The 20,719-nt window shown below is 40.3% G+C and carries 18 protein-coding genes; 9 read left to right on the forward strand and 9 right to left on the reverse strand.

Going from position 1 to position 20,719, the window contains the following annotated elements; translation table 11 throughout:
• Positions 1 to 662: 662 nt before the first annotated feature.
• The 6 genes from CWC11_RS01000 (at position 663) to cyoE (ending at position 6,230) form a co-directional block, all read left to right on the forward strand.
• Positions 663 to 1,082 (forward strand): hypothetical protein, encoded by a 420-nt coding sequence (locus tag CWC11_RS01000; protein WP_138681260.1) that lies wholly within the window; start codon positions 663 to 665, stop codon positions 1,080 to 1,082.
• Between the two features lie 315 nt (positions 1,083 to 1,397).
• Positions 1,398 to 2,351: a ubiquinol oxidase subunit II gene (gene cyoA, locus CWC11_RS01005; RefSeq protein WP_138681223.1), complete on the forward strand. Its 954-nt coding sequence runs from the start codon at positions 1,398 to 1,400 to the stop codon at positions 2,349 to 2,351.
• Positions 2,352 to 2,353: 2 nt separating this feature from the next.
• Positions 2,354 to 4,342: a cytochrome o ubiquinol oxidase subunit I gene (gene cyoB / locus CWC11_RS01010; protein WP_138681224.1), complete on the forward strand. Its 1,989-nt coding sequence runs from the start codon at positions 2,354 to 2,356 to the stop codon at positions 4,340 to 4,342.
• Positions 4,339 to 4,980, forward strand: a complete 642-nt coding sequence (cyoC, locus tag CWC11_RS01015) for a cytochrome o ubiquinol oxidase subunit III (protein WP_089346998.1) — start codon at positions 4,339 to 4,341, stop codon at positions 4,978 to 4,980. Before cyoB ends, cyoC begins: the two co-directional genes overlap by 4 nt.
• Positions 4,980 to 5,336, forward strand: a complete 357-nt coding sequence (gene cyoD, locus CWC11_RS01020; protein ID WP_138681225.1) for a cytochrome o ubiquinol oxidase subunit IV — start codon at positions 4,980 to 4,982, stop codon at positions 5,334 to 5,336. The genes cyoC and cyoD overlap by 1 nt, the downstream gene beginning before the upstream one ends.
• Positions 5,337 to 5,345: 9 nt before the next feature.
• Positions 5,346 to 6,230, forward strand: a complete 885-nt coding sequence (cyoE, locus tag CWC11_RS01025) for a heme o synthase (protein ID WP_138681226.1) — start codon at positions 5,346 to 5,348, stop codon at positions 6,228 to 6,230.
• Between the two features lie 59 nt (positions 6,231 to 6,289).
• On the opposite strand, the gene CWC11_RS01030 is transcribed toward cyoE, so the two are convergent.
• Both CWC11_RS01030 and CWC11_RS01035 read right to left on the reverse strand, forming a co-directional pair.
• On the reverse strand, positions 6,290 to 6,877 hold the full coding sequence (locus CWC11_RS01030; RefSeq protein WP_138681227.1) for an FMN-binding negative transcriptional regulator: 588 nt from the start codon (positions 6,875 to 6,877) through the stop codon (positions 6,290 to 6,292).
• Positions 6,877 to 7,452 (reverse strand): GNAT family N-acetyltransferase, encoded by a 576-nt coding sequence (locus CWC11_RS01035; RefSeq protein WP_138681228.1) that lies wholly within the window; start codon positions 7,450 to 7,452, stop codon positions 6,877 to 6,879. The genes CWC11_RS01030 and CWC11_RS01035 overlap by 1 nt, the downstream gene beginning before the upstream one ends.
• A 104-nt stretch (positions 7,453 to 7,556) precedes the next feature.
• Here CWC11_RS01035 and pdxR point away from each other — a divergent pair, with 104 nt between their 5' ends.
• Complete coding sequence (gene pdxR, locus CWC11_RS01040; protein WP_138681229.1) at positions 7,557 to 9,017, forward strand: MocR-like pyridoxine biosynthesis transcription factor PdxR; 1,461 nt, start codon at positions 7,557 to 7,559, stop codon at positions 9,015 to 9,017.
• A 1-nt stretch (position 9,018) separates the two neighbouring features.
• On the opposite strand, the gene CWC11_RS01045 is transcribed toward pdxR, so the two are convergent.
• The 4 genes from CWC11_RS01045 to CWC11_RS01060 form a co-directional block, all read right to left on the reverse strand.
• Positions 9,019 to 9,684, reverse strand: a complete 666-nt coding sequence (locus CWC11_RS01045; protein ID WP_138681230.1) for a hypothetical protein — start codon at positions 9,682 to 9,684, stop codon at positions 9,019 to 9,021.
• A gap of 133 nt (positions 9,685 to 9,817) precedes the next feature.
• The gene (locus tag CWC11_RS01050) at positions 9,818 to 11,773 is read right to left on the reverse strand and encodes a phytase (protein WP_138681231.1); all 1,956 of its coding nucleotides are present in this window, start codon (positions 11,771 to 11,773) and stop codon (positions 9,818 to 9,820) included.
• A gap of 11 nt (positions 11,774 to 11,784) precedes the next feature.
• Positions 11,785 to 12,759, reverse strand: a complete 975-nt coding sequence (locus CWC11_RS01055; RefSeq protein WP_138681232.1) for a metallophosphoesterase — start codon at positions 12,757 to 12,759, stop codon at positions 11,785 to 11,787.
• Between the two features lie 52 nt (positions 12,760 to 12,811).
• Positions 12,812 to 15,118 (reverse strand): TonB-dependent receptor plug domain-containing protein, encoded by a 2,307-nt coding sequence (locus CWC11_RS01060; RefSeq protein WP_138681233.1) that lies wholly within the window; start codon positions 15,116 to 15,118, stop codon positions 12,812 to 12,814.
• Positions 15,119 to 15,405: 287 nt separating this feature from the next.
• Here CWC11_RS01060 and CWC11_RS01065 point away from each other — a divergent pair, with 287 nt between their 5' ends.
• Together CWC11_RS01065 and CWC11_RS01070 are read left to right on the forward strand one after the other, a co-directional pair.
• A complete protein-coding gene (locus tag CWC11_RS01065) occupies positions 15,406 to 16,314 on the forward strand; it encodes a GGDEF domain-containing protein (protein ID WP_138681234.1) in 909 nt (302 codons plus the stop codon).
• The gene (locus CWC11_RS01070) at positions 16,298 to 17,296 is read left to right on the forward strand and encodes an AraC family transcriptional regulator (RefSeq protein WP_138681235.1); all 999 of its coding nucleotides are present in this window, start codon (positions 16,298 to 16,300) and stop codon (positions 17,294 to 17,296) included. Before CWC11_RS01065 ends, CWC11_RS01070 begins: the two co-directional genes overlap by 17 nt.
• On the opposite strand, the gene CWC11_RS01075 is transcribed toward CWC11_RS01070, so the two are convergent.
• The 3 genes from CWC11_RS01075 to ettA all read right to left on the reverse strand — a co-directional run bounded on the left by CWC11_RS01075 (position 17,297) and on the right by ettA (position 20,417).
• Positions 17,297 to 18,205, reverse strand: a complete 909-nt coding sequence (locus CWC11_RS01075; protein ID WP_138681236.1) for a histone deacetylase family protein — start codon at positions 18,203 to 18,205, stop codon at positions 17,297 to 17,299.
• Between the two features lie 53 nt (positions 18,206 to 18,258).
• Positions 18,259 to 18,624 carry a PilZ domain-containing protein gene (locus CWC11_RS01080; RefSeq protein WP_138681237.1) on the reverse strand — a complete coding sequence of 122 codons (366 nt, stop codon included), beginning with the start codon at positions 18,622 to 18,624 and terminating at the stop codon, positions 18,259 to 18,261.
• Between the two features lie 119 nt (positions 18,625 to 18,743).
• Complete coding sequence (gene ettA / locus CWC11_RS01085) at positions 18,744 to 20,417, reverse strand: energy-dependent translational throttle protein EttA (RefSeq protein WP_104642190.1); 1,674 nt, start codon at positions 20,415 to 20,417, stop codon at positions 18,744 to 18,746.
• Between the last annotated feature and the right edge of the window lie 302 nt (positions 20,418 to 20,719).

Raw genomic sequence — 20,719 nt, forward strand, 5'->3', positions numbered from 1 at the left:
GTGTCCGGGGGAAAGGCAACTCACGGTCGGTGGTGACTTAGATTGAGTTGTTTTTATTCCCTACAATTGCCACGTAGTGTAAACCAAGAATCTTTATATTGTGTGTGAAGATGTTGTCAGTGTAAAAGGCAACTCAAGTTCGGTGGTGACTTAGCTTGAGTTGTTTTTATTCCCTACAATTGCCACGTAGTGTAAACCAAGAATCTTTATATTGTGTGTGAAGATGTTGTCAGTGTGAAAGGCGGCTCAATTTCGGTGGTGACTGATTTTGGGCTGTTTTTATTTATACCACTTTATTTTTAACTCCATTAATTTCTTATCTCTACTCCTAAAACCTCTTAAATATTAAATATCATCAAGTTAAGTCTTTATTTTTATTGTGTTATTTTTTATTAACAAAATAGCTTCTAAAGCTTAACTCAAAAATTATGTTTTTTAGTTGAACAGAATATTCTCTTTGTTATACTCACATTCGAACTTTCAGTAAGTTTTGAAAGTTTGATTGATACGGATCAATTTTCACTAGGTCAATTTGTGCTAGGCGGATTTGATTGTATTTAGCACCCGGTTTTAGGGCTTACAACTGCAATGTCTTTTAAGTTTTTCCATTGCAAACTGTACAACCCTAATTTCGTTATAGTCATTTTAGTAGGTTAATGTCTTTGAACACACTTTCTTTGCAACATACAAATACGGAACTTGCCTCTGGCGAGCCGCAGACGTATGTGCGCTTGAATAAAGCAGGCAAGGGCGTGTGTGTAGCTATAACGTTATTAGTGTTCAATACTGTAATGTTGCTAAGCGGTGCACTAGAGGATGCCTTCAAGCTTGAAGCGCTATTAAGTGATGGGTTTATTGTAGAGCCACTGTTACTTAGTGTTGCGCAATTTTTAGCTCATCCGATCATATTAAGTCAGTTACTAATCGGCCTTTGTTGGTTATTGTTCCATATTTTTCCAGCGCGTCGTGCTGGAATAATCCTCCGTAAAGCAGCCTTTGCTTTTGGCGAGGCTAAAGTTCAGCAACCTGTGATCTCTTCACATGGTTGTCGTGCTCCACCTAGCTTTACAGGTTGTCTGTAAGGCTGCATCTTGTTGCTGGTTTTAATTATTTGTTCTTGCTGTAAATAATTAAAGTTAGCGTATACAAAGTAGCTCTGTGTTTTTAAACACATTCAGCCAACCAACACTCACCCAAGTTAACTTTTATTACGTTATATAAATGCGTTTAGAAAGCTGGGTTTGTTGCTAGGTCATAATTGGCATGAGCTTTAACTTTTGAATAGCCCCCTTATTTTTATAATTTAATTCTAGTTAACTTGGGTTTTTATTGAAAAATCGTTGCTTTGGTTTTCATTTAAGCAGCAAATTAAAACTCTAGGTTTGTAGGATACTCCCTTGTTAATTCGTAACCTTTGTAATATTGCTTTAGCTAGTACAGTGCTGGCGTTGTCAGGCTGTAAAGGCGGGATACTCGATCCAAAAGGGCAAATAGGCATTGATGAGAAAAATTTAATCATCATCGCAACCGTGCTTATGTTGCTTGTAGTCGTTCCCGTTATTGTGATGACTTTGTATTTCGCTTGGAAATACAGAGATACTCAAAACCAAGAAATTTATGCGCCAAAATGGGCTCATTCAAATAAAATTGAAGCCGCAGTTTGGGCTGTTCCTATTGTTATTGTGATTATTTTAGGTGTTATTACCTGGGAATCTACCCAAGAGTTAGACCCTTACAAACCGATTGAAGGTAAAGGTGAGCATCTAACTGTTGAAGTAGTGTCATTAAATTGGAAATGGTTATTTATTTACCCAGAGCAAGGTATTGCTACGGTAAACGAATTGGTATTCCCGGCAAATGTACCTGTTGAATATAAAATCACGTCAGAAAGTACAATGAACTCGTTTTTTATTCCTCAGCTTGGCAGCCAAATATACTCAATGGCGGGCATGGAAACCAAGCTTCACTTAATTGCAAACGAACCGGGCACATTTAAAGGGTTTTCGGCCAATTACAGTGGTGCAGGTTTTACCGGCATGAAATTTAATGCCATTGCTACGCCTACCCAAGCAGACTTTGATAAGTGGGTAACCAGCGTTAAAACTAATGCTAATAAGCTTACTCATGCAAATTATGTAGAGCTTGCAAAAGCAAGCGAAAATAACCCAGTTGCTTATTACGGTAAAGTTGATAACGGCTTATTTCATACCATTGTTATGAAGTATATGCAGGCGCATGGAGATATGAACAAAAAGCACCATGCAATGGGCGAACATGGGCAAATGAGCAAAAAGCATCATGAAATGGCTAAGCACTCAATGCCTTCATCTCACAGCCAAGGCGAGGAATAATAATGTCGTTTTTAGGTAATCTTTCACTCGACGCAATTCCGTTTCATGAGCCAATTCTTGTGTTCACGATGTCGGTTATTGCGATAGCTGGGCTTATTATTGCCGGGCTTATTACAAAGTATAAAAAATGGGGCGTGCTTTGGCGCGACTGGATCACCTCTGTTGATCACAAACGCTTAGGCGTGATGTATATTCTTTTAGCGTTAATAATGCTGTTTCGTGGTTTTTCTGATGCCATAATGATGCGTGCGCAGTTAGCACTTGCTACCAGTGGTGCGCCGGGCTATTTGCCTCCAGAGCATTACGACCAAATATTTACTGCTCATGGCGTAATTATGATCATATTTATGGCAATGCCATTTATGATTGGTTTAATGAACATTGTGTTGCCGCTGCAAATTGGCGCACGTGATGTTGCATTTCCCTTTTTAAATAATTTAAGTTTTTGGTTTACCGCCAGCGGCGCTATTTTAATTAACTTGTCGCTTGTATTTGGTGAGTTTGCAAAAACAGGTTGGGTGGCGTATCCGCCGCTTTCGGAGCTGACCTTTAGCCCTGGGGTGGGGGTCGATTATTATATCTGGGCGCTACAAATATCCGGGCTCGGTACACTTTTAACAGCAGTAAACTTTTTAGTGACTGTATTTAAAATGCGTGCACCAGGTATGACCCTAATGAAAATGCCAATTTTTACATGGGCATGTACGTGGGCAAATATCTTAATTGCAGCTTCTTTCCCAATTTTAACTGCTGTGCTGGCCATGCTTACGCTTGACCGTTACCTTGATTTTCACTTTTTTACCAATGCTGCGGGCGGCAACGCCATGATGTACATCAACCTGTTTTGGGCTTGGGGTCATCCTGAGGTTTATATTTTAGTACTACCTGCTTTTGGTATTTTTTCTGAAATTATTTCAACGTTTGCTGGTAAGCGTTTATTTGGTTACAAGTCGATGGTTTATGCCAGCGGCGCTATCTCAATTTTAGGTTTTATTGTTTGGCTACATCACTTTTTCACCATGGGGTCTAGTGCAAACGTTAATGCGTTCTTTGGGGTAATGACCATGGTTATTGCCGTACCAACTGGGGTTAAGTTATTTAACTGGTTATTTACCATTTACCGAGGCCGTTTACGTATTAGCGTTCCAGTGCTTTGGACGCTTGGTTTTATGATTACCTTTACTGTAGGCGGTATGACCGGCGTACTCCTTGCGATTCCGGGTGCCGATTACGTATTGCATAACAGCTTATTCTTAATTGCGCATTTTCATAACACTATTATTGGTGGCGCAGTATTTGGCTACCTTGCTGGTTTTGTATTTTGGTTCCCTAAAGCAATGGGCTTTAAGCTTAACGAAAAATGGGGTAAAGCATCATTTTGGTGTTGGATTATCGGTTTCTTCGTCGCCTTTATGCCGTTGTATGTACTTGGTTTCTTAGGTATGACACGTCGTTTAAACCACACCAATAACCCAGATTGGAACATGTGGTTATACATTGCCGCAGGCGGTGCTGTAATTATTATGTTTGGTATTATCAGCCAAGCAATTCAACTATTTGTAAGCTTTAGAGACCGTGAAGCACTTGACGATACAACTGGCGATCCATGGAACGGCCATACACTAGAATGGGCAACTAGCTCACCTCCACAAGTGTATAACTTTGCAACTATTCCTCACGTTGATGACATTGATGCATGGACCGAAGCGAAAGAAAAAGGCCAAGCTTATCAAACAAAAGCAAGCTACAGCCCAATTCATATGCCTAAAAATACCTCAGCGGGTGTATTGATGGCAGCCAGCCTAACGGCATTTTGTTTTGCCATGATCTGGCACATTTGGTGGTTAGCTGTAGTAGGGCTAGTGGGCGGAATTGCCATATTTATCAAGCGTTGTTACACCAATGATGTTGATTACTACATACAGCCAGATGAAATTGCACGCACTGAAGCTGCGTATAATTCAAGTGGAAATAAGGAGCTAAACGCGTGAGTACACTTTCTGCAAATCTAGAATCTGCAAATTTAGACTCTGTATCGCACGATGATCATGCCCACGCGCATGATCATCACGACACATCGGGCGATACAATATTTGGCTTTTGGTTATACCTAATGACCGATTGCCTATTATTTGCCTCGTTTTTTGCCACCTACGCAGTGCTGTTTATGAACACTGCCGGTGGTGTATCGGGTAAAGATATTTTTGAACTCGACTTTGTTGCAGTAGAAACCGCTGCGCTACTTATTAGTAGTATTACCTTTGGCTTTGCCATGATCGCTGCTCAAGGGCAAAAAAAGGCACTAACACTTACTTGGTTATTTATTACCTTTTGTTTAGGTGCTGCGTTTATTGGTATGGAAATATACGAGTTTCATCACCTAATTGTGCATGGTAATGGCCCACAACAAAGTGCCTTTTTAACGTCGTTCTTCTCGTTAGTTGGCTTACATGGTTTACATGTAACAGCGGGTTTAATTTGGATGACAATTATGATGATAGAGGTGGCTAAACGTGGTTTAGGTAAACCAACCGTAACGCGTTTAAGCTGCCTAAGCCTATTTTGGCACTTCTTAGACATTGTTTGGATTTGTGTATTTACCGTTGTTTATTTAATGGGAGCAATGTAATGAGCCACAGCGAAAAACATGCGTTAAAGCAAATGCAAAGTGAGCACCATGATGAATCTCATGGCAGCGTTAAAACTTACTTAATAGGCTTTGTGCTATCAATAATTTTAACCGCCATACCGTTTTACATGGTAATGGAAGGCGACTTTTCTAAAGTAACTACGCTATGGAGCATTGTTACTTTAGCTATTGTACAAATTTGGGTGCATTTGAAATACTTTTTACATCTTAATTTTACGACAGAAGATGGCCGTGCAAGTACGTTCTCATTCCTATTCAGTGCCCTGATCATCGTAATGGTTGTTGGGCTATCTGTTTGGATTATTTACGAATCTAACGCAATGATGATGTACTAGGAGTTTAAAATGTTTCGTCGTTATTTATCAGTGACTAAGCCTGGCATTATTATGGGTAATCTTATTAGCGTGGGAGGTGGATTTTTACTTGCCTCACGAGGCGATGTAGATCCTTGGTTAATGATTGCTACTTTAATTGGCTTGTCGCTTGTGGTTGCATCAGGCTGTGCTATCAACAATGTTATTGATAGAGATATAGATGTAGCCATGGCACGTACTCGTACGCGGGTTACAGTAACAGGCGAAATGTCGGCCTTTGCTGCACTGAGTCACGGTGTTTTGTTGGGTGTTGTAGGTTTTGGTTTACTCATTGCTTACACCACTCAAGCCGCAGTATTTTTTGCAGCGTTTGGCTATGTAATTTATGTAGGGGTTTATAGCCTCTACATGAAACGCAACTCTGTTTATGGCACATTTGTAGGCAGCCTTTCTGGCGCTGTACCACCCGTAGTCGGTTACTGCGCTGTAACAGGGCAGTTCGATATGGGCGCATTAATACTGCTGGTTATGTTTAGCTTGTGGCAAATGCCGCACTCATATGCCATTGCTATTTTTCGCTTTAAAGATTACCAAGCAGCAGGTATTCCTGTACTACCCGTTGCACAAGGCATAGATAAAGCCAAGCGCCATATTGTACTTTATATTGCTGTGTACGCTTTAGTCGTCATGCTATTACCAATAAGTGGCTACACGGGTGCAGCGTTTATGGCAGTGGCGTGTATTACCAGCTTTTGGTGGCTGTTAATGGCACTTCGTGGTTACCGTCGTAATATTGATTTAACAGGCTGGGCTCGCCAAGTGTTTGCCTTTTCAATTGTTAATATTACAGCACTCAGTATTGCCATGGCAGTTGACTACCACAGTGCCGCGCCACAGCTATTTGCACTTATATAGCCTAATTAATTTACCTTTCCAAAGTTAATCCAAAGGCTCGAAAGAGCCTTTTTTTATGCCTAAAATAACTGTGCAATAGAGTATTTATTGGCAAGTTCTAGGCTTTGTTTTATAAGGGCTCTTACATCAGGTGATTTATTTTGGCTTAGCTTAAAGTTTCCACTCCAATGAGTGGGCGTAAACTCTATAAAGCTTAATTGTTGATACATTACTTGGCGACTGCATATGGGCACGTCATTAATATTCCACATGGGCTTAAAGGTTTGCTCAAAATGGGTTGTTAATTGACTCATTATTTTTTCTTTCTCGCTGCCGCTTTTAATAATCACTACCGTTGCAGTGACTTGTACAGATGAGTAAAGCCAGCTTGGCAATGTTTTATTATTACTATACGAGGGAGATAGGTAACAGTTGTCGCCATTAAAATGTAATTTTACAGAGCGTTTATCACATTGCGTTAACGGATTGTTTTTTGCTACGTGTGCAATAAATACATTACGTGAGGGCTCATATAATACAGGTACTTGGCATATATTATTTAAGTCACTTTGCAAGCAAGGCGTTAAAATACTCGCAAGAGGGAACTGCTCAACTAAAGCCTGCAAACGTTCACTATTATGCTCTCGAAAATGCATCGGTGGGTACATTAAAGTCTCCCCTCTAGTTGTGACTTTATATCCGGCCACTGCTCATCGACTATGCTAAATTTTGCTGTGCTTCTAAAGCTACCATCACTTAGTAATCTATCTTTATGGGCCACACCCTCAAAAAGAGCGCCTAGACGCGTTATTGCATTACGTGATTTTTTATTATTTTCGTGAGTATTAAATGAAATACGCACTAAACCTAGCTTTTCAAATGCGTAATTAAGTAATAAGTATTTAGCATGTGAATTTATGTAAGTACGCTGCCAATCATTACTAATAAATGTATGACCAATTTCAGCGCTTAAATTATGTGTATCTAAGTTAAATAACCGTGTTGTGCCCACTACTTGCTGTGTATTTTTATCAATAATGGCAAAAACAACTTGCTCGTTTTTATTAAATTGCGCCTGAGTTAAAAACCATTCGTTTAGTATTTCAGGGCTTTTAGTGTAATTGCTTAATACCCACTGCCATACATTAGGGTGCTGGCCCGCCTTATATAATCCATTTAGGTGCTTATGGTTTAATGGCTCTAAAATGACCTTGTTTGTTTTATGTGTTTGCAGATTAAACATTAATGGCTCCATTTTTGCTATTTGTGAGTAACAAATGTACGCTTATTTGGGTTGGTAAAAACAACCAGAATGCAACTTTTACCTATACCAGATTAAGGAAACATATGCAGCCGCTTAATATTGAGTTTAATGAGCAACGCAAAGCAAAGTATTTGCAGCTAGCGCAAGCACTTCGTAGCGCAATTATTAAAGGCGATATTGCGGTAGGCACTAAGCTCAGCTCAGCTAGAGAAATGGCGCAAACTTACCAGTTAAACCGTCATACAATAATGAATGCTTTACAACTATTAGTAGCTGAAGGCTGGGTTGAGTCTCATGAGCGCTCAGGATATAAGGTAACTCAAACCCTACCAATTCAAAGCAGTGCTAATACTAAGCAAGTACCTGTTGTAATGCCTAAACCCTATAAATTTGCCATGGAGTTAGCAGTGCCTGCGCCTGCTATGAACCTAAATGATTTCAAATATAACTTTGCAGGTGGACTTCCTGATCTTAATTGCTTCCCATATAAACAATTTAAACGTTCTTTAAGTTATGTCTTTAATCATGTAGATACCAGTAAGTTTCACTATGGTGATATAAGCGGAGTCAGTGAGTTAAAGCAGCAAGTAAGCAGCTATTTACACAAAGCACGTAACCTTAAAGTAACTGATTTACTAATATGCAATGGCTCTCAGGAAGCATTATTTTTAATTTCAAAAGCTTTTATAAATAAAGGTGATTTTGTCGCGGTTGAGACGTTAGGTTATCCGCCAGCTCGTAAAGCTTTTGCGGCATGCGGTGCACAATTAGTAGATATAAAACAAGATGAGCATGGTCTTTGTGTTGACGATTTAAAAGCACAACTTAGTCGCTACTCAATTAAAATGCTGTACTTAACTCCACTGCATCAATACCCGACAACCGTAACTTTATCGCCTACACGGCGTATGCAAATTTATCAGCTGTGTTATAAATATGGCGTGATGATCATAGAAGATGATTACGATCACGAGTTTCACTATAAGTGCCAGCCACTTCAGCCTATGGCAGCAGATGACCCAGCCGGTATCGTAATTTACCTTTCTACTTTCTCTAAAATTATGTTTTCTGCAGCCCGCATAGGCTACATATGTGCACCGCCAGAGGTTATTGCTCAGCTAAGTGCCTGGAAACAGTTAATGAATCATAAAAACGATGTGGTTATGCAATTAGCTGTAGCGCACTTTATGAAGGAAGGGAGTTTTGAGACGCACTTAAAACGAATGACCAAGCTCTACAAGCAAAGGTTTGAGGCAATGGACAACGAGTTAAACCTTATGCAATCAAAGGGCTTACCAATAGAATATATAAAGCCTGATGGTGGCATGGCTATGTGGGTTAATTTAAATACAAATACAGCAGGCCTAAAACCAATATTGCAAAATAAAAGTATTTATCTACAAGTAGAGCATGAATTTTATTTTTCAGGTTCAGTACGAAGTTTAAAACCTAAACGTTTTAGTTATTTACGGTTAGGTTTTGCAGGGCAATCTATAGAGACAATGCAAGCAGGGCTCTCATTAATTGCTAAACATGTTTATTAGGTTACTTTTTAAAGCTCTCAGCATCATAAAATAATGGCTTTAATGTACCGCAGTTTATAAATTTATAAGTAAGCTCATTTTGTGTAGGAATAAGCTTAAACGATCTAAATTTTTGCATGCACGCATTCACTAAATCAACAAAAATTAAGTGATTATAACTAGGGGCTTGCTCAATTTTATGAATATAAATACGTTCAGTGCTGCCTAAATCAATCATGTCGTATTCTTGCCATTGAGTTGGCTTTGGTAAGTCTTTTAATTGTCGTGCATAAAGCTGTTTACTCATTTCTATTGCAATATTAGAATAAATTAAAGAGCCATCTTTTCTGTAATCGCCTTCAAATACATCTGCGGTAATTGTTATTTCATCACCGCGCATTAAACGTTGGATATTAAAAGGTTGAGGCTTTAAGGTTATAAGCTCAGCGTTGCGCACAAACTCTAAAAAAGCAACGTTTGGATTTTTGATTCTATAAACCACTTGCACATCATGTGGCAGTTTATAGCTTGGTAAATTAAGCGCATAAATCCCCGAACCTTTGTTAACTAAAGCCATAGCGTGCTCAGCATTGTATTTCGGGTCAAGTGGTGGCAATTCTGCTGGCCCTTCCTCAGCAAAAGCGCATCCGCTTATAGTAATGATCAACAAAGTAAGTAATAAACGCATAATAACCTCAATTAATTTATAAGCTTAAATTGTAGTATATGGCTTTAATAACTCTAAATTTAATAGGTTTATTTTAAATACACATAGTAAAAAGGCTCGAAAGAGCCTTATTGCGTTTAAATGCGGTAGGTTTTTACCTAATCGCTTTTTTAACTTCACGCCAGTCAATAATCTTAAAGTTTTGTGGTTGTAGTGGCATACGGTTGTAGCCGTCTTGCACTATAAGTATGCCTTCAGGATAGCCTGGTAAAGCTTTTGCTGTAACGGTTAAGCCGTCCGTTTCACCTGCGCCGTCAATGCCTTTATCTAGGTTAGCAACTACATTAAACTTACCTGCAAAGCTGAGACTAGGCTGTGTATTATCTGATATTTTATAAAGCACGTAGCTATTGTCACCTTGGCTTGATACTACTAAATAACGAGCATCATCAGCATGATAAATTTCCATGCCCTCAACATCTGCCACAAGTTGCTCATTTATACCTTGTAGCATGACCGCTTTGTTACCAGAGGTTGGCTCTGCACCGATATACCAAATACCAGCATCTTCTTCACCTACAAATAATTGGCCTAGTTTATCATCAGCGCTACAGCCTTCAGGCTGGCTTGGTAGGGTAAACTCTCTAACCAGTACACCGCTTAGGTTATCTTGCTCACCGGTGAGTTTATATTGCTGGAATAAACCTGATTTATCATTAATAAACACGTATTGACCAGAATCAGATGAATACATACACATACCGTAAATTTCGGCTAGGTTTGTTGCTACTTCTGTTACATGGTTTACTTTGTTCTCGCTATCGACAGTAAACACGCTAATACTGTTAAGTGTGCGATTACTGGCAGTGATCCAAGTATGGGTTTGGTTGTTTATACTTTGATGCTGGCGTACATCAACATTATTTAAACGCCCTACATTAAGCGACTGTACTTTGTTACCCTCAAGGTCATAGACCATTAACCCACGGCGTTTATCTGTGCCCAATATTAAGCTGTTTTTAGCGTCTTGCTCGTTGACCCAAATAGCCGGATCATCAGCTGCATCACCAAATGCTGCAACGGGTGTTGTTTGTGCATTGGCATGAATATGCGTCATGGCAACTTTATTTATTGAAGGCGCAGGCTGTGCACTGTAGTTAACGTTTGCTTCGATATATGCGCCCGTTTCATCATCTATTAAAACAAGCTGTGCTTGATTATCATTAATCAAATTCGCTGCAACTGATTCAATAGCTAATTCGCCACTTAATGACCATTTGCTTAGTTTTTCTGTTTGGGTATTGTAGGCATAAACCATATTGCCATCAGTGGCACTGAGCCATAAAGTACCGTCTTGTGATACTGATAAAGCCCCGATTTCAGTTTTTAATTCACCGTACGGCTCAACTAATGCAACAGGCTGTTTATTGGCATTTGATTCTGCATCAGCATTAATGGCCCACACGCCGAGCTCTGCTTCACCAACATACAGAGTTTTAGTTTCATCATTTACGGCGCAGCCTGAAGCTTCCGTGACTGCTGAGAACTCACGTACTGCGATATTTTTAGCTTGGTTAGTGGCTAAATCATAAATAACAGTTTCGCTGATCAGGCCTCGAACATCCGGTACAAACGCTGATACAGTCTCGGTATTACTGTTTTTAAATAAACAGACGGCATCAGGTTGGGCTTGAGGTGGGCTAATGCGAGTGAGCTCTTCTAGCTGCCAAGATGATGCATTGTTGACTAGATTAAAAATAACGACATTGTCTTGATTGTTATCAATACTTGCGAGTATGAAATGCTGTGCCGATAGTTTTTTCAGTGAAATTGACTCGAAGTTACCAGCCAACAACACACTGCTTTGTTTTATATCGCTAAGTAATAAACCTTGGCTTTCACTTGCTACTACCCATTGATTATTACCAAGAGCAGCCGCTTGTGACCCTTGCATATTTTGTTGTGGGCCAAACGGCGTTACCTTGATAGAACCTGTTGCTAAAAGCGCTTCGTTTTGAACGGCTTCTTTATGGTTACTACACCCGTTGAGTACAGTTAAAAGAAGTGCGCTTGATAGCACTGTTGAGATTGTATTTAGTTTAAATTTCATTTTTTTATCCTTTACTTTCCAATATGCTTTTCAGTGCTAAAACGTACTTCACCCAAATGGTTGATAGCGCTAACTTTGAGTGTTTCACCATTGATTGATACACTTAAAAAGCCTGGGGTTGCTTCTGCATAGCGGGTAAACTCACGCTGTTTCACAAAGCGTGCTTCACTGCCTCCACCAGAGACAAAGTGAGCAATATTGCTATTTTCAGGTTGGTTGTATTGCAAGTCGTGCTCGTGCCCAGCGATATAAGCGTGCACGTTATGACGCTCCATTATGGGTTCTAAAATATCGCGAAGACCTTGGTTACGACCAAAGCGTTTACCACTTGAATAAAGCGGGTGATGGCCGACCACAATCTTCCATTTTGCGTCACTACCCGCAAGTTGGGTTTCAAGCCAGTTAAGCTGGGTTTTATAACCTTGCCCTTGAGTTGAACGGTATTTGTCGCGGGTTTTATATTCAGGTTGAATTGGGTTGGTATCTAAAAATACCATCAACACTTGCTCGTTGTTCTCAAGCACAAACGTTTTGCTGTAATACCTTGCTGGTAATTGCCAGCGCTGACTTTTATTTGTGTAGTCAATTTGGGCTTGAGCATTACCTAGGTAATCGTGATTACCCAAAACAACGTACCAATCTTCAAAAGTGTGCGGGCCGTGGTAAATATCTTCATAGGCTGATTGCCATAGTGGATCGTTTACACTTGCCACTCCGTTTGGGTAAAAGTTATCACCCGTTGAGATAATAAAATCTGCATCGGTTTGATACATGGCTATTTCTAGCTGGTGGGCCACTTCTTTTTGATAAAAATGGCCGTTGTGTCCCCAGTCACCAATGACCATAAAGTTAAGGCTATCGGGTAGTGTATCTAACTTGGCAATTTTTTGCTGTTGATAAAGCGCATCTTTATATATAACCGTCTCAGCTGCGAACGTGCTAGATGTGACTAGCAAGGCGGCTGTAATTAAAGATAACTTAAACATGGTGTGCTCCAAAATAAGCACGTAATGCATACCACTACGTGCTTAGCTGATTTTAGAATGCGTAACGCAACATGACTTGAATAACTGGACCTGCTTCTTCAGATTCCAGTTCGTACTCATCAAAGTCACGATTGTTTTGGTCATCAAGTGAGTCAAACTTGTTAAATACCTCATCTTTACTGGCATCAAGTAAGTTTGAACCTACTAGGCGAAGGGTTACGTCATCCCAGCGCTTTTCAACGAATAGCTCTAAGTCAGCACCATAAGAAGTCGTTACTTCTTCACCCACAAAACGTCCGTATGCATCGCCTTGGTTACGGTACGTTGCACCAAATGATGCACGCAATGTTGGTAAATCGTGGATAAAGCCTACGTTGTAAACATAATCTGATTGGTCGTTAAATTTACGTTTGCCAAAACTGTCTTCAACTTCACTGTCAAGCCAAGAGTAATTCAAGAAGATACCAGTATTAGGCATGTCCAAGGCGCTAAGTGGGGTTGATAAATCAAACTCAATACCTTGAACTGACCCATCGCCAGTATTTTGTGGTTGCAGTACAAATGTGCCTTCACCTTCTGAGCCTTCATCACCGGTACTGGCAATTTCGATTAAATCGCTTACGTCACGGTAAAATACGTTCACACCGACAACACCACTTTTCCCTAAACGGTATTCGTAGCCTAAATCGATACCCCAAGATGATTCTGGTTTAAGGTTTGGGTTACCTAAAAAATCATTATCGGCAAGCTCTTCTTCAAGCAGGGCAGGTGTCATGTAGTCAAAGTCAGGGCGACGTAAGCTACGTGCAACAGAGGCACTCACCCGACCATTATCACTTACACTGTAACGAAAGTGAGCTGATGGTAAGAAAAAGTCATAGTCGTTCTGTGCAGTTACGCCTTCATTGGTATCGGTAATACTAGAATCTGTTGACTCCCAACGTACGCCCATCTCCCATGAGAACACATCAGCTTCGTGTTTAATTAATGCAAATAAGTCAAAGCGGTCTTCTTCAAGCGTATTAACGCCTCCGTCTACTGCTTCAAATTCGTTGTTAAATTGTGCTAATGACATTGGCGTCTGGTTAAATTGATCCCAGCCAGTAAGTGTTTGCTCACTTTCATCTTCAGCTTCAAAAATTGCTGTGTCGCGCTCTTTTCCTTGAACAAAAGCACCAAACTGAACTTCTTTTGAGTCACCTAGCAGTAAGCTATGTTGCCATTGTAATGACCATTCTTTATCGTCAATATCAACAGTTTCTTCTGCTTCCTCAAAGACCATTGGGAGCTCAGATGTATCGAGCTCAACTTCTTGCTCGTAAACTGATTCTTTAAAGCTGGCATAGCCTATTTTAAATTTGCTGGTACCGCCGAGTAGTGATAATTCATAGCCAGAATTTATGTTGTAGTTGGTTTGATCAATAATCGAAACGTTTGCGTTATCCGAGAGTAAATTACCGCCTTCAACAATAGAGCCTGAGTTTGCAGTAGGATCGTCGTATTCAAAAGAGCGTTCGTCTTCGGTACGGTCTGTATCAACCCACATAGCGCTAATATCAAACTTACCACCGTTATCAAATACTTTTTCAAAGCTGGCATTTAATGATGTGTCATCGCCATCACGGGTATCAGATTGATCTTCACGGTTATCAAAATCATCAGTTGCGTAATTAGGATTATTTTCAGGGCTATCACCATAACGTATGCTTGATTTTTGTTTTGGGTTATAACGACCTTGAAAATTAGCGCCTAATAGTAAACGTCCACCTGCAAACTCAGTACCGTAAACGCCCGCAAAGCTTTCTTTTAGTTCACCATCGTCATAGCGTAAGCCTCCTGCGCGAATGTAACCGCCGTCTAAGCTGTAGCCATCGCGAAGTACAATGTTAAGTGTACCGGCAATTGCATCGGCAGAGCGGTTGGCACTTGATGAACGAATTATTTCTACACGCTCGATTAATTCTGCTGGAATACGGTCAACAAAAAATGAGCGATCAGCACCGGCGCCTGGAACTTCTTCGCCATTGATCAGTACTTTTGTGTAAGCAGGGCTCAAACCGCGCATACGTGCGCCGTCAGATTCAAGTACGTCTGATAAAAATGTAACACTAGGGACACGCTTTAGTGCATCACCTGCGGTGAGTGGCTCAAAGCGTTGAAAATATTCTTGAGAGTATTCAAGTGTTGGGGCTAGTTCTTGTGAGCGGTTGCGATAGCCAATCTCACCATATACAACAAGCTCTTCAGAGACTTTGACTTCAGGCTCTCTTGGTGATGTTTGTTCTTGTGCATTCACGCTAACGCTAAATTGGCTCAGTGCTAATGCCGCTACAACAGCATTTAATTTAAATTGTTTCATTGATTTGCTCCGATTGTCCTTGGTTTGGTGAGCAAACTAAAAAAAGTTAATGACGCTAATGTGACAGTTTTAAAGTTAATCCGCGATAAATCCTTAATTTATCGGCTTTAGACTCTTCATTTGAGCTTTTAAAACAGCACTACGAGTCACTGATAATGGCTGTTGCGAGATAATTTTTTTATAAATTTTAATCTGAATGTCATATCAATGAGCCAAAATGACCCTGACGTATAAAATGATCCCGCGCTAGCATATGGGTTAAACCCAACTTAAGAAGATTCAATATCATGCGATATAATCCATTTACCAGTCATGTAAAATTAACCAATACGATTATTTTGTTCTTGGTCATTGCCGTTACAATATGCGCTTACTTTGGCGAACTTAAGCAATGGCAAGAAATTGCGTGGCTCGATATTGTTGGTGAAGGCGGTATTGTACTGATGACCCTGAGCTGGATAATCGCTTTACTTATCTCACGCCCGCCAGGCAAAGTAACCACTTTACTAGTGCTAGGTTTAGGTTTGTTTATGTTCTCAGCCACGCTCGATTTACTCGATGAATGGTTAAAACAACCTTCACAATTATGGCTCTCCTGGTTTGAATCACTGCCAGCGCCGTTTGGTATGTCGCTTACAAGCGCTGGGCTTTATTATTGGCATCAAGAGCAGTTTGTTTTAAATCGTCAATTGCGTCGTCGTGAAGCACATTTAAGAGAGCATGAAAAAGTCTGCCCTGTAACAGGGTTATACCGGATTAATTACTTCCACTCGCTAATACAGCAACGCCAAAGTGAACAACAAGCAGCCATCTTAGGCATTATTGACATTCGAGACTTTGCAAAGTTTAACGAGCAGTTTGGCTTTAGTGAAGGCGATAGGTTACTAAGAGAAATTAGTGATTTATTAGTAATGAACTGCCGTTTGAATGATGTGTTATGCCGCTATGCAGGTGACTGCTTTATTGTGCTTATGCCGAGCACCAGCCGAAGCCAAGCAAAAGAATTATTAGCGCAAATGAAAGCGGCGCTTAATCATTGTGCGTTTAAAGTCGCAAAAAGCAAAGGTGCACAATTTCAGCATATTCTAACCGCCACAATGGCTATGGATTTAGCGCAAGATCCAGTGCAGCAAACCAGCCAATTACATCAACAACTACAACAACAAAAGGCGCTTGTAGGTGCAGCAGTATATTAGCTTAGATGATAAATACCTAAGCGCCGAGGGCATTATCACTGCGATGGTGGAGCTTGCTCAAGGGCGAGGGATCCCCTTGCATAAGTTACTGCGTGGTACGGGTATTTTTGAGCAAGACTTATATGATTTATCACAGCGTTTTAGTTTGTCGCAGCTATTAGCATTAATTTGTCAGTTTAAAACCTTAATGAAAAGTAACGACAGTGGTTTTTTACTTGGTCATCAATTTGTTAATGATGTTAGCCCTACAATGCAAAGTGTTCGCTTAAGCCCGACGCTTGGTGCTGCGTTAAAACAGTTGCAACAGATTCGCGCCACGTTAGCCCCATTATTTTTTACTCGTGGGCATATTTTCCAAAATGATTTCTATCTGTATTTGCAGCCAAGTCTTGGTATGGACGAATCGTTAAATAATTATTGTTTAGAAATATACAGCGCTGCGTTTATGAGTTTACTAAAAAGAGTCAGTAATCACTATCCGCATTGTTATTATGACTTTACCTGTAAACGCCCACGGCATATTCAAGAGTATGAACAGCATTTAGGTTTGCGGGTACGGTTTGAGCAACCCTATACTCGTTGGCATTTTGATAAACAATTGCTTAAGTGTGTAAATCCAGAGTCGAGTCCATTGCGGTGGCAGCAATGTATTGCACAAAGTGAGTTACATAAGAATGTATCGCAGTCTTTTGTTAAAGCTGTTTGCCAACGTATTTATCGGGATAAAAATAATAGCCTTGCTAATAGCGCAGAGTATTTTGCAATGAGCCCAGCTACATTTAAACGTAAATTAAAACAACATGGTGTGAGTTATTCGCAATTACAAGATGAGCAAAATAAACTTAAAGCACTGCATTTACTCGGTGTACGCCAGCAAGGCAATGAACAAGTCGCGATGCGTTTAGCATTTTATGATATTCCTAATTTTCGCCGCGCTTTTAAGCGCTGGACCGGCATTACACCGAGTCAGTTAAAAATATAACTAAAAACGGGCTGCTTGCTCAATAACAATACCGTGGCGCTGCGCTAAACGCTTATGGTTTCTGTCGTAACCACCGCCAATAACACTGGCTACGGGGGTGTTGTGTTCAAGGCAGCGCTTGAATACTAAATGATCACGCTTTTTAATACCCTCCCACGTTATATCTAGTTTACCTAAGCCGTCGTCTTGCCAAATATCTACACCTGCATCGTAAAGTACTAAATCGGGGTTTAACTCTTTTAATAAAAACTGCAGGGTGTCGTCAACAATGCCTAAGTATTCAGCGTCTTGCATATTATTAGCAAGGCCAATATCTAAATCACTGGGGGATTTTCTAAACGGGAAGTTTTTTTCGCAGTGTATAGAGCAGGTATACGCATAGGGCTGGTGCGCAAGCATTGCAGCTGTGCCATCGCCTTGGTGTACGTCTAAATCAAAAATGAGCACGTTGGTCACTTCACCGCTTTGTATTAACGTTTGTGCGGTAAAGGCTAAGTCGTTAACCATACAAAAACCTGAGCCAAAATCGCTATGAGCATGGTGAGTACCGCCTGCTAAATGGCACGCCAAACCATGCTCTAATGCTAAGCGAGCAGTACGTAAAGTACCTTGGGGGGCAGTGAATGTACGGTTCATTAGCGGTTGCGACCAAGGTAGGCCAATGCGGCGCATGGCTTTTTCATCTAGGCGGTTATGCCATAAATCGTGAATGTAGTTTTCGCAGTGTACAAGCTCTAGTGGCTCTGGGGTGCCAAGTGCAGGCGCAATTAGGTTAGGGCCAATTAAGCCTAGCTCTGCTACGTGTTTGTATAATTGCGCAAATTTACTCATAACAAAACGATGTTTAGGATCAAAGTTAAATGAGTAATTAGAATGATATACCAAAGGTAAATGTGGATTTAAGCGCATAACTACACAGTTTATAAAGTTTGCGCTATGGTAATCAACTTATGTATTTGAGTCTATTGTGGCTCATGAATAAGTAATGCAAGTTCACGATGTAGTAGTTCGTCATCAGCTAAATTTAGCTCTACTAAGCGCTTTAAATAAGTGATGCTATCTATATCAATATGGTGACACTTTAAGCCAATATGATCCTCTTCTATATGGCACATTACTACGTCCATTTTTATTTCTATATCGCTTTGTTCAAGGGTGAAACGTAGCGTTGCTTCACTATTTTTATTGTCGTTAAAGGCATCGCACTTTGTAATTAGTGCACCATGAAGCGAAACATCAAGCAACTTACACGGGTATTTATGGTTATCAAACTCAAGTAGTGCAGTGGTTGAAAACAACACACGAGAAAACTGACGACGATTTTGCATATCTTAATTTATCCTTATAGTTATTATATAAATCAAGCATAGCGGGAAATAAGCCAAACAGATAAAAAATGACATAAAAAAGCCCCGTATAAATGCAGGGCTTGTAATATCGTTATCGATTAACCAATTTTTTTGTACTTAATACGCTTAGGTTGTGCAGCTTCTGCGCCTAAGGTCTTTTTAAGCCACTCTTCGTATTCAGTGTAGTTACCATCGAAGAAGTTAATTTGGCCTTCGTCGCGGTAATCTAAAATATGCGTTGCAATACGGTCAAGGAACCAACGGTCATGCGATATACACATTACACAGCCAGGGAACTCTAAAATAGCGTTCTCAAGCGCGCGTAGTGTTTCAACGTCTAGGTCATTGGTTGGCTCATCCAGTAGCACCACGTTACCACCTGCTTTTAAAAGTTTAGCAAGGTGTAAACGGTTACGCTCACCACCCGATAAGTCTTTTACAAACTTTTGCTGGTCGTTACCTTTAAAGTTAAAACGGCTAACGTATGCACGGCTTGGGAACTCAAAATTACCAATTTTTAGTACGTCTTGACCATCAGATATCTCTTCAAATACTGTTTTGCTTTCGTCCATGTTGCCACGGAACTGATCAACCGTAGCTAATTCTACTGTTTCACCAATGCTAATATTACCGCTGTCTGGCTGCTCCTCACCGCTTAGCATTTTAAACAGTGTAGATTTACCTGCACCATTGGCACCAATAATGCCCACAATAGCGCCTTTTGGCATACTAAAGCTTAAATCGTCAATGAGTACGCGATCGCCAAAGCTCTTACGAATATTGCTAACTTCAAGCACTTGGTCGCCTAAACGCGGGCCCGGTGGAATAAACAACTCGTTAGTTTCGTTACGTTTTTGGTAATCAGATTGTTGTAGCTCACTAAATTGTGCCATACGTGCTTTAGACTTAGCTTGGCGACCTTTAGGGTTTGAACGCACCCACTCAAGCTCTTGAGCAATTGATTTTTGGCGTGCTTTTTCAGATTTTTGCTCTTGCTGTAAACGTGCATCTTTTTGTTCAAGCCAAGAAGAGTAGTTACCTTCCCACGGAATACCTTCACCACGGTCAAGCTCTAATATCCAGCCAGCTACATTATCAAGGAAGTAACGGTCATGCGTTACTGCCACAACAGTGCCTTCGTAATCATGTAAGAAACGCTCAAGCCATGCAACCGACTCAGCATCTAAGTGGTTAGTAGGCTCATCGAGAATAAGCATATCTGGCTTTTCAAGTAATAAACGACAAATAGCAACACGACGACGCTCACCACCTGAAAGGTGCTCAATTTTAGCATCCCATTCTGGTAGGCGAAGTGCATCTGCTGCGCGTTCTAAAACGTTGTCGATGTTGTGGCCATCGTGCGCTTGAATGATTGCTTCAAGCTCACCTTGCTCTTTAGCAAGTGCGTCAAAGTCAGCGTCTTCCATTGCGTACTCGTTGTACACTTCGTCAAGGCGGTTAAGGGCGTGCTTAACTTCACCAACGGCTTCTTCAACAATTTCGCGAACTGTTTTGCTTTCGTCCAGCACTGGCTCTTGCGGTAAGTAACCAATTTTAGTACCTGGTTGAGGGCGGGCTTCACCTTCAAACTCTTCATCAACACCCGCCATAATACGTAGTAATGACGATTTACCAGAGCCATTTAAACCAAGCACACCAATTTTAGCACCCGGGAAAAAGTGCAACGAAATATCTTTTAAAATTGTGCGCTTAGGTGGCACAACTTTAGATACTCGACTCATCGAGAATATAAACTTATCAGGTAAAACCATGGAGGAAAGCCTTCAAATAATAATAAAAATTTCAATGTTGTATTGTAGTTGTTGAGGGGTTAAACAGTCAACGAATGCCGTATAGAACAATACGCTAATCTAAAAGGCACTTTATTTTATTGCCCATTTAAAACATTACTATTACAGGGTTTCTATTGTGTAAAATTCTGTAATCTATTGTTTTATATTGTTCAAATACATTTCATTTTTAACAAAAGTGGTACAGTATATTTACAAGTTGTAAAGCATAAGCAAATTTTACAGGCAGAACACTCATAGTCGTTGTAAAACATCGCATAATT

This window comes from Pseudoalteromonas sp. S3178, assembly GCF_005886985.1.
GTDB lineage: Bacteria > Pseudomonadota > Gammaproteobacteria > Enterobacterales > Alteromonadaceae > Pseudoalteromonas > Pseudoalteromonas carrageenovora.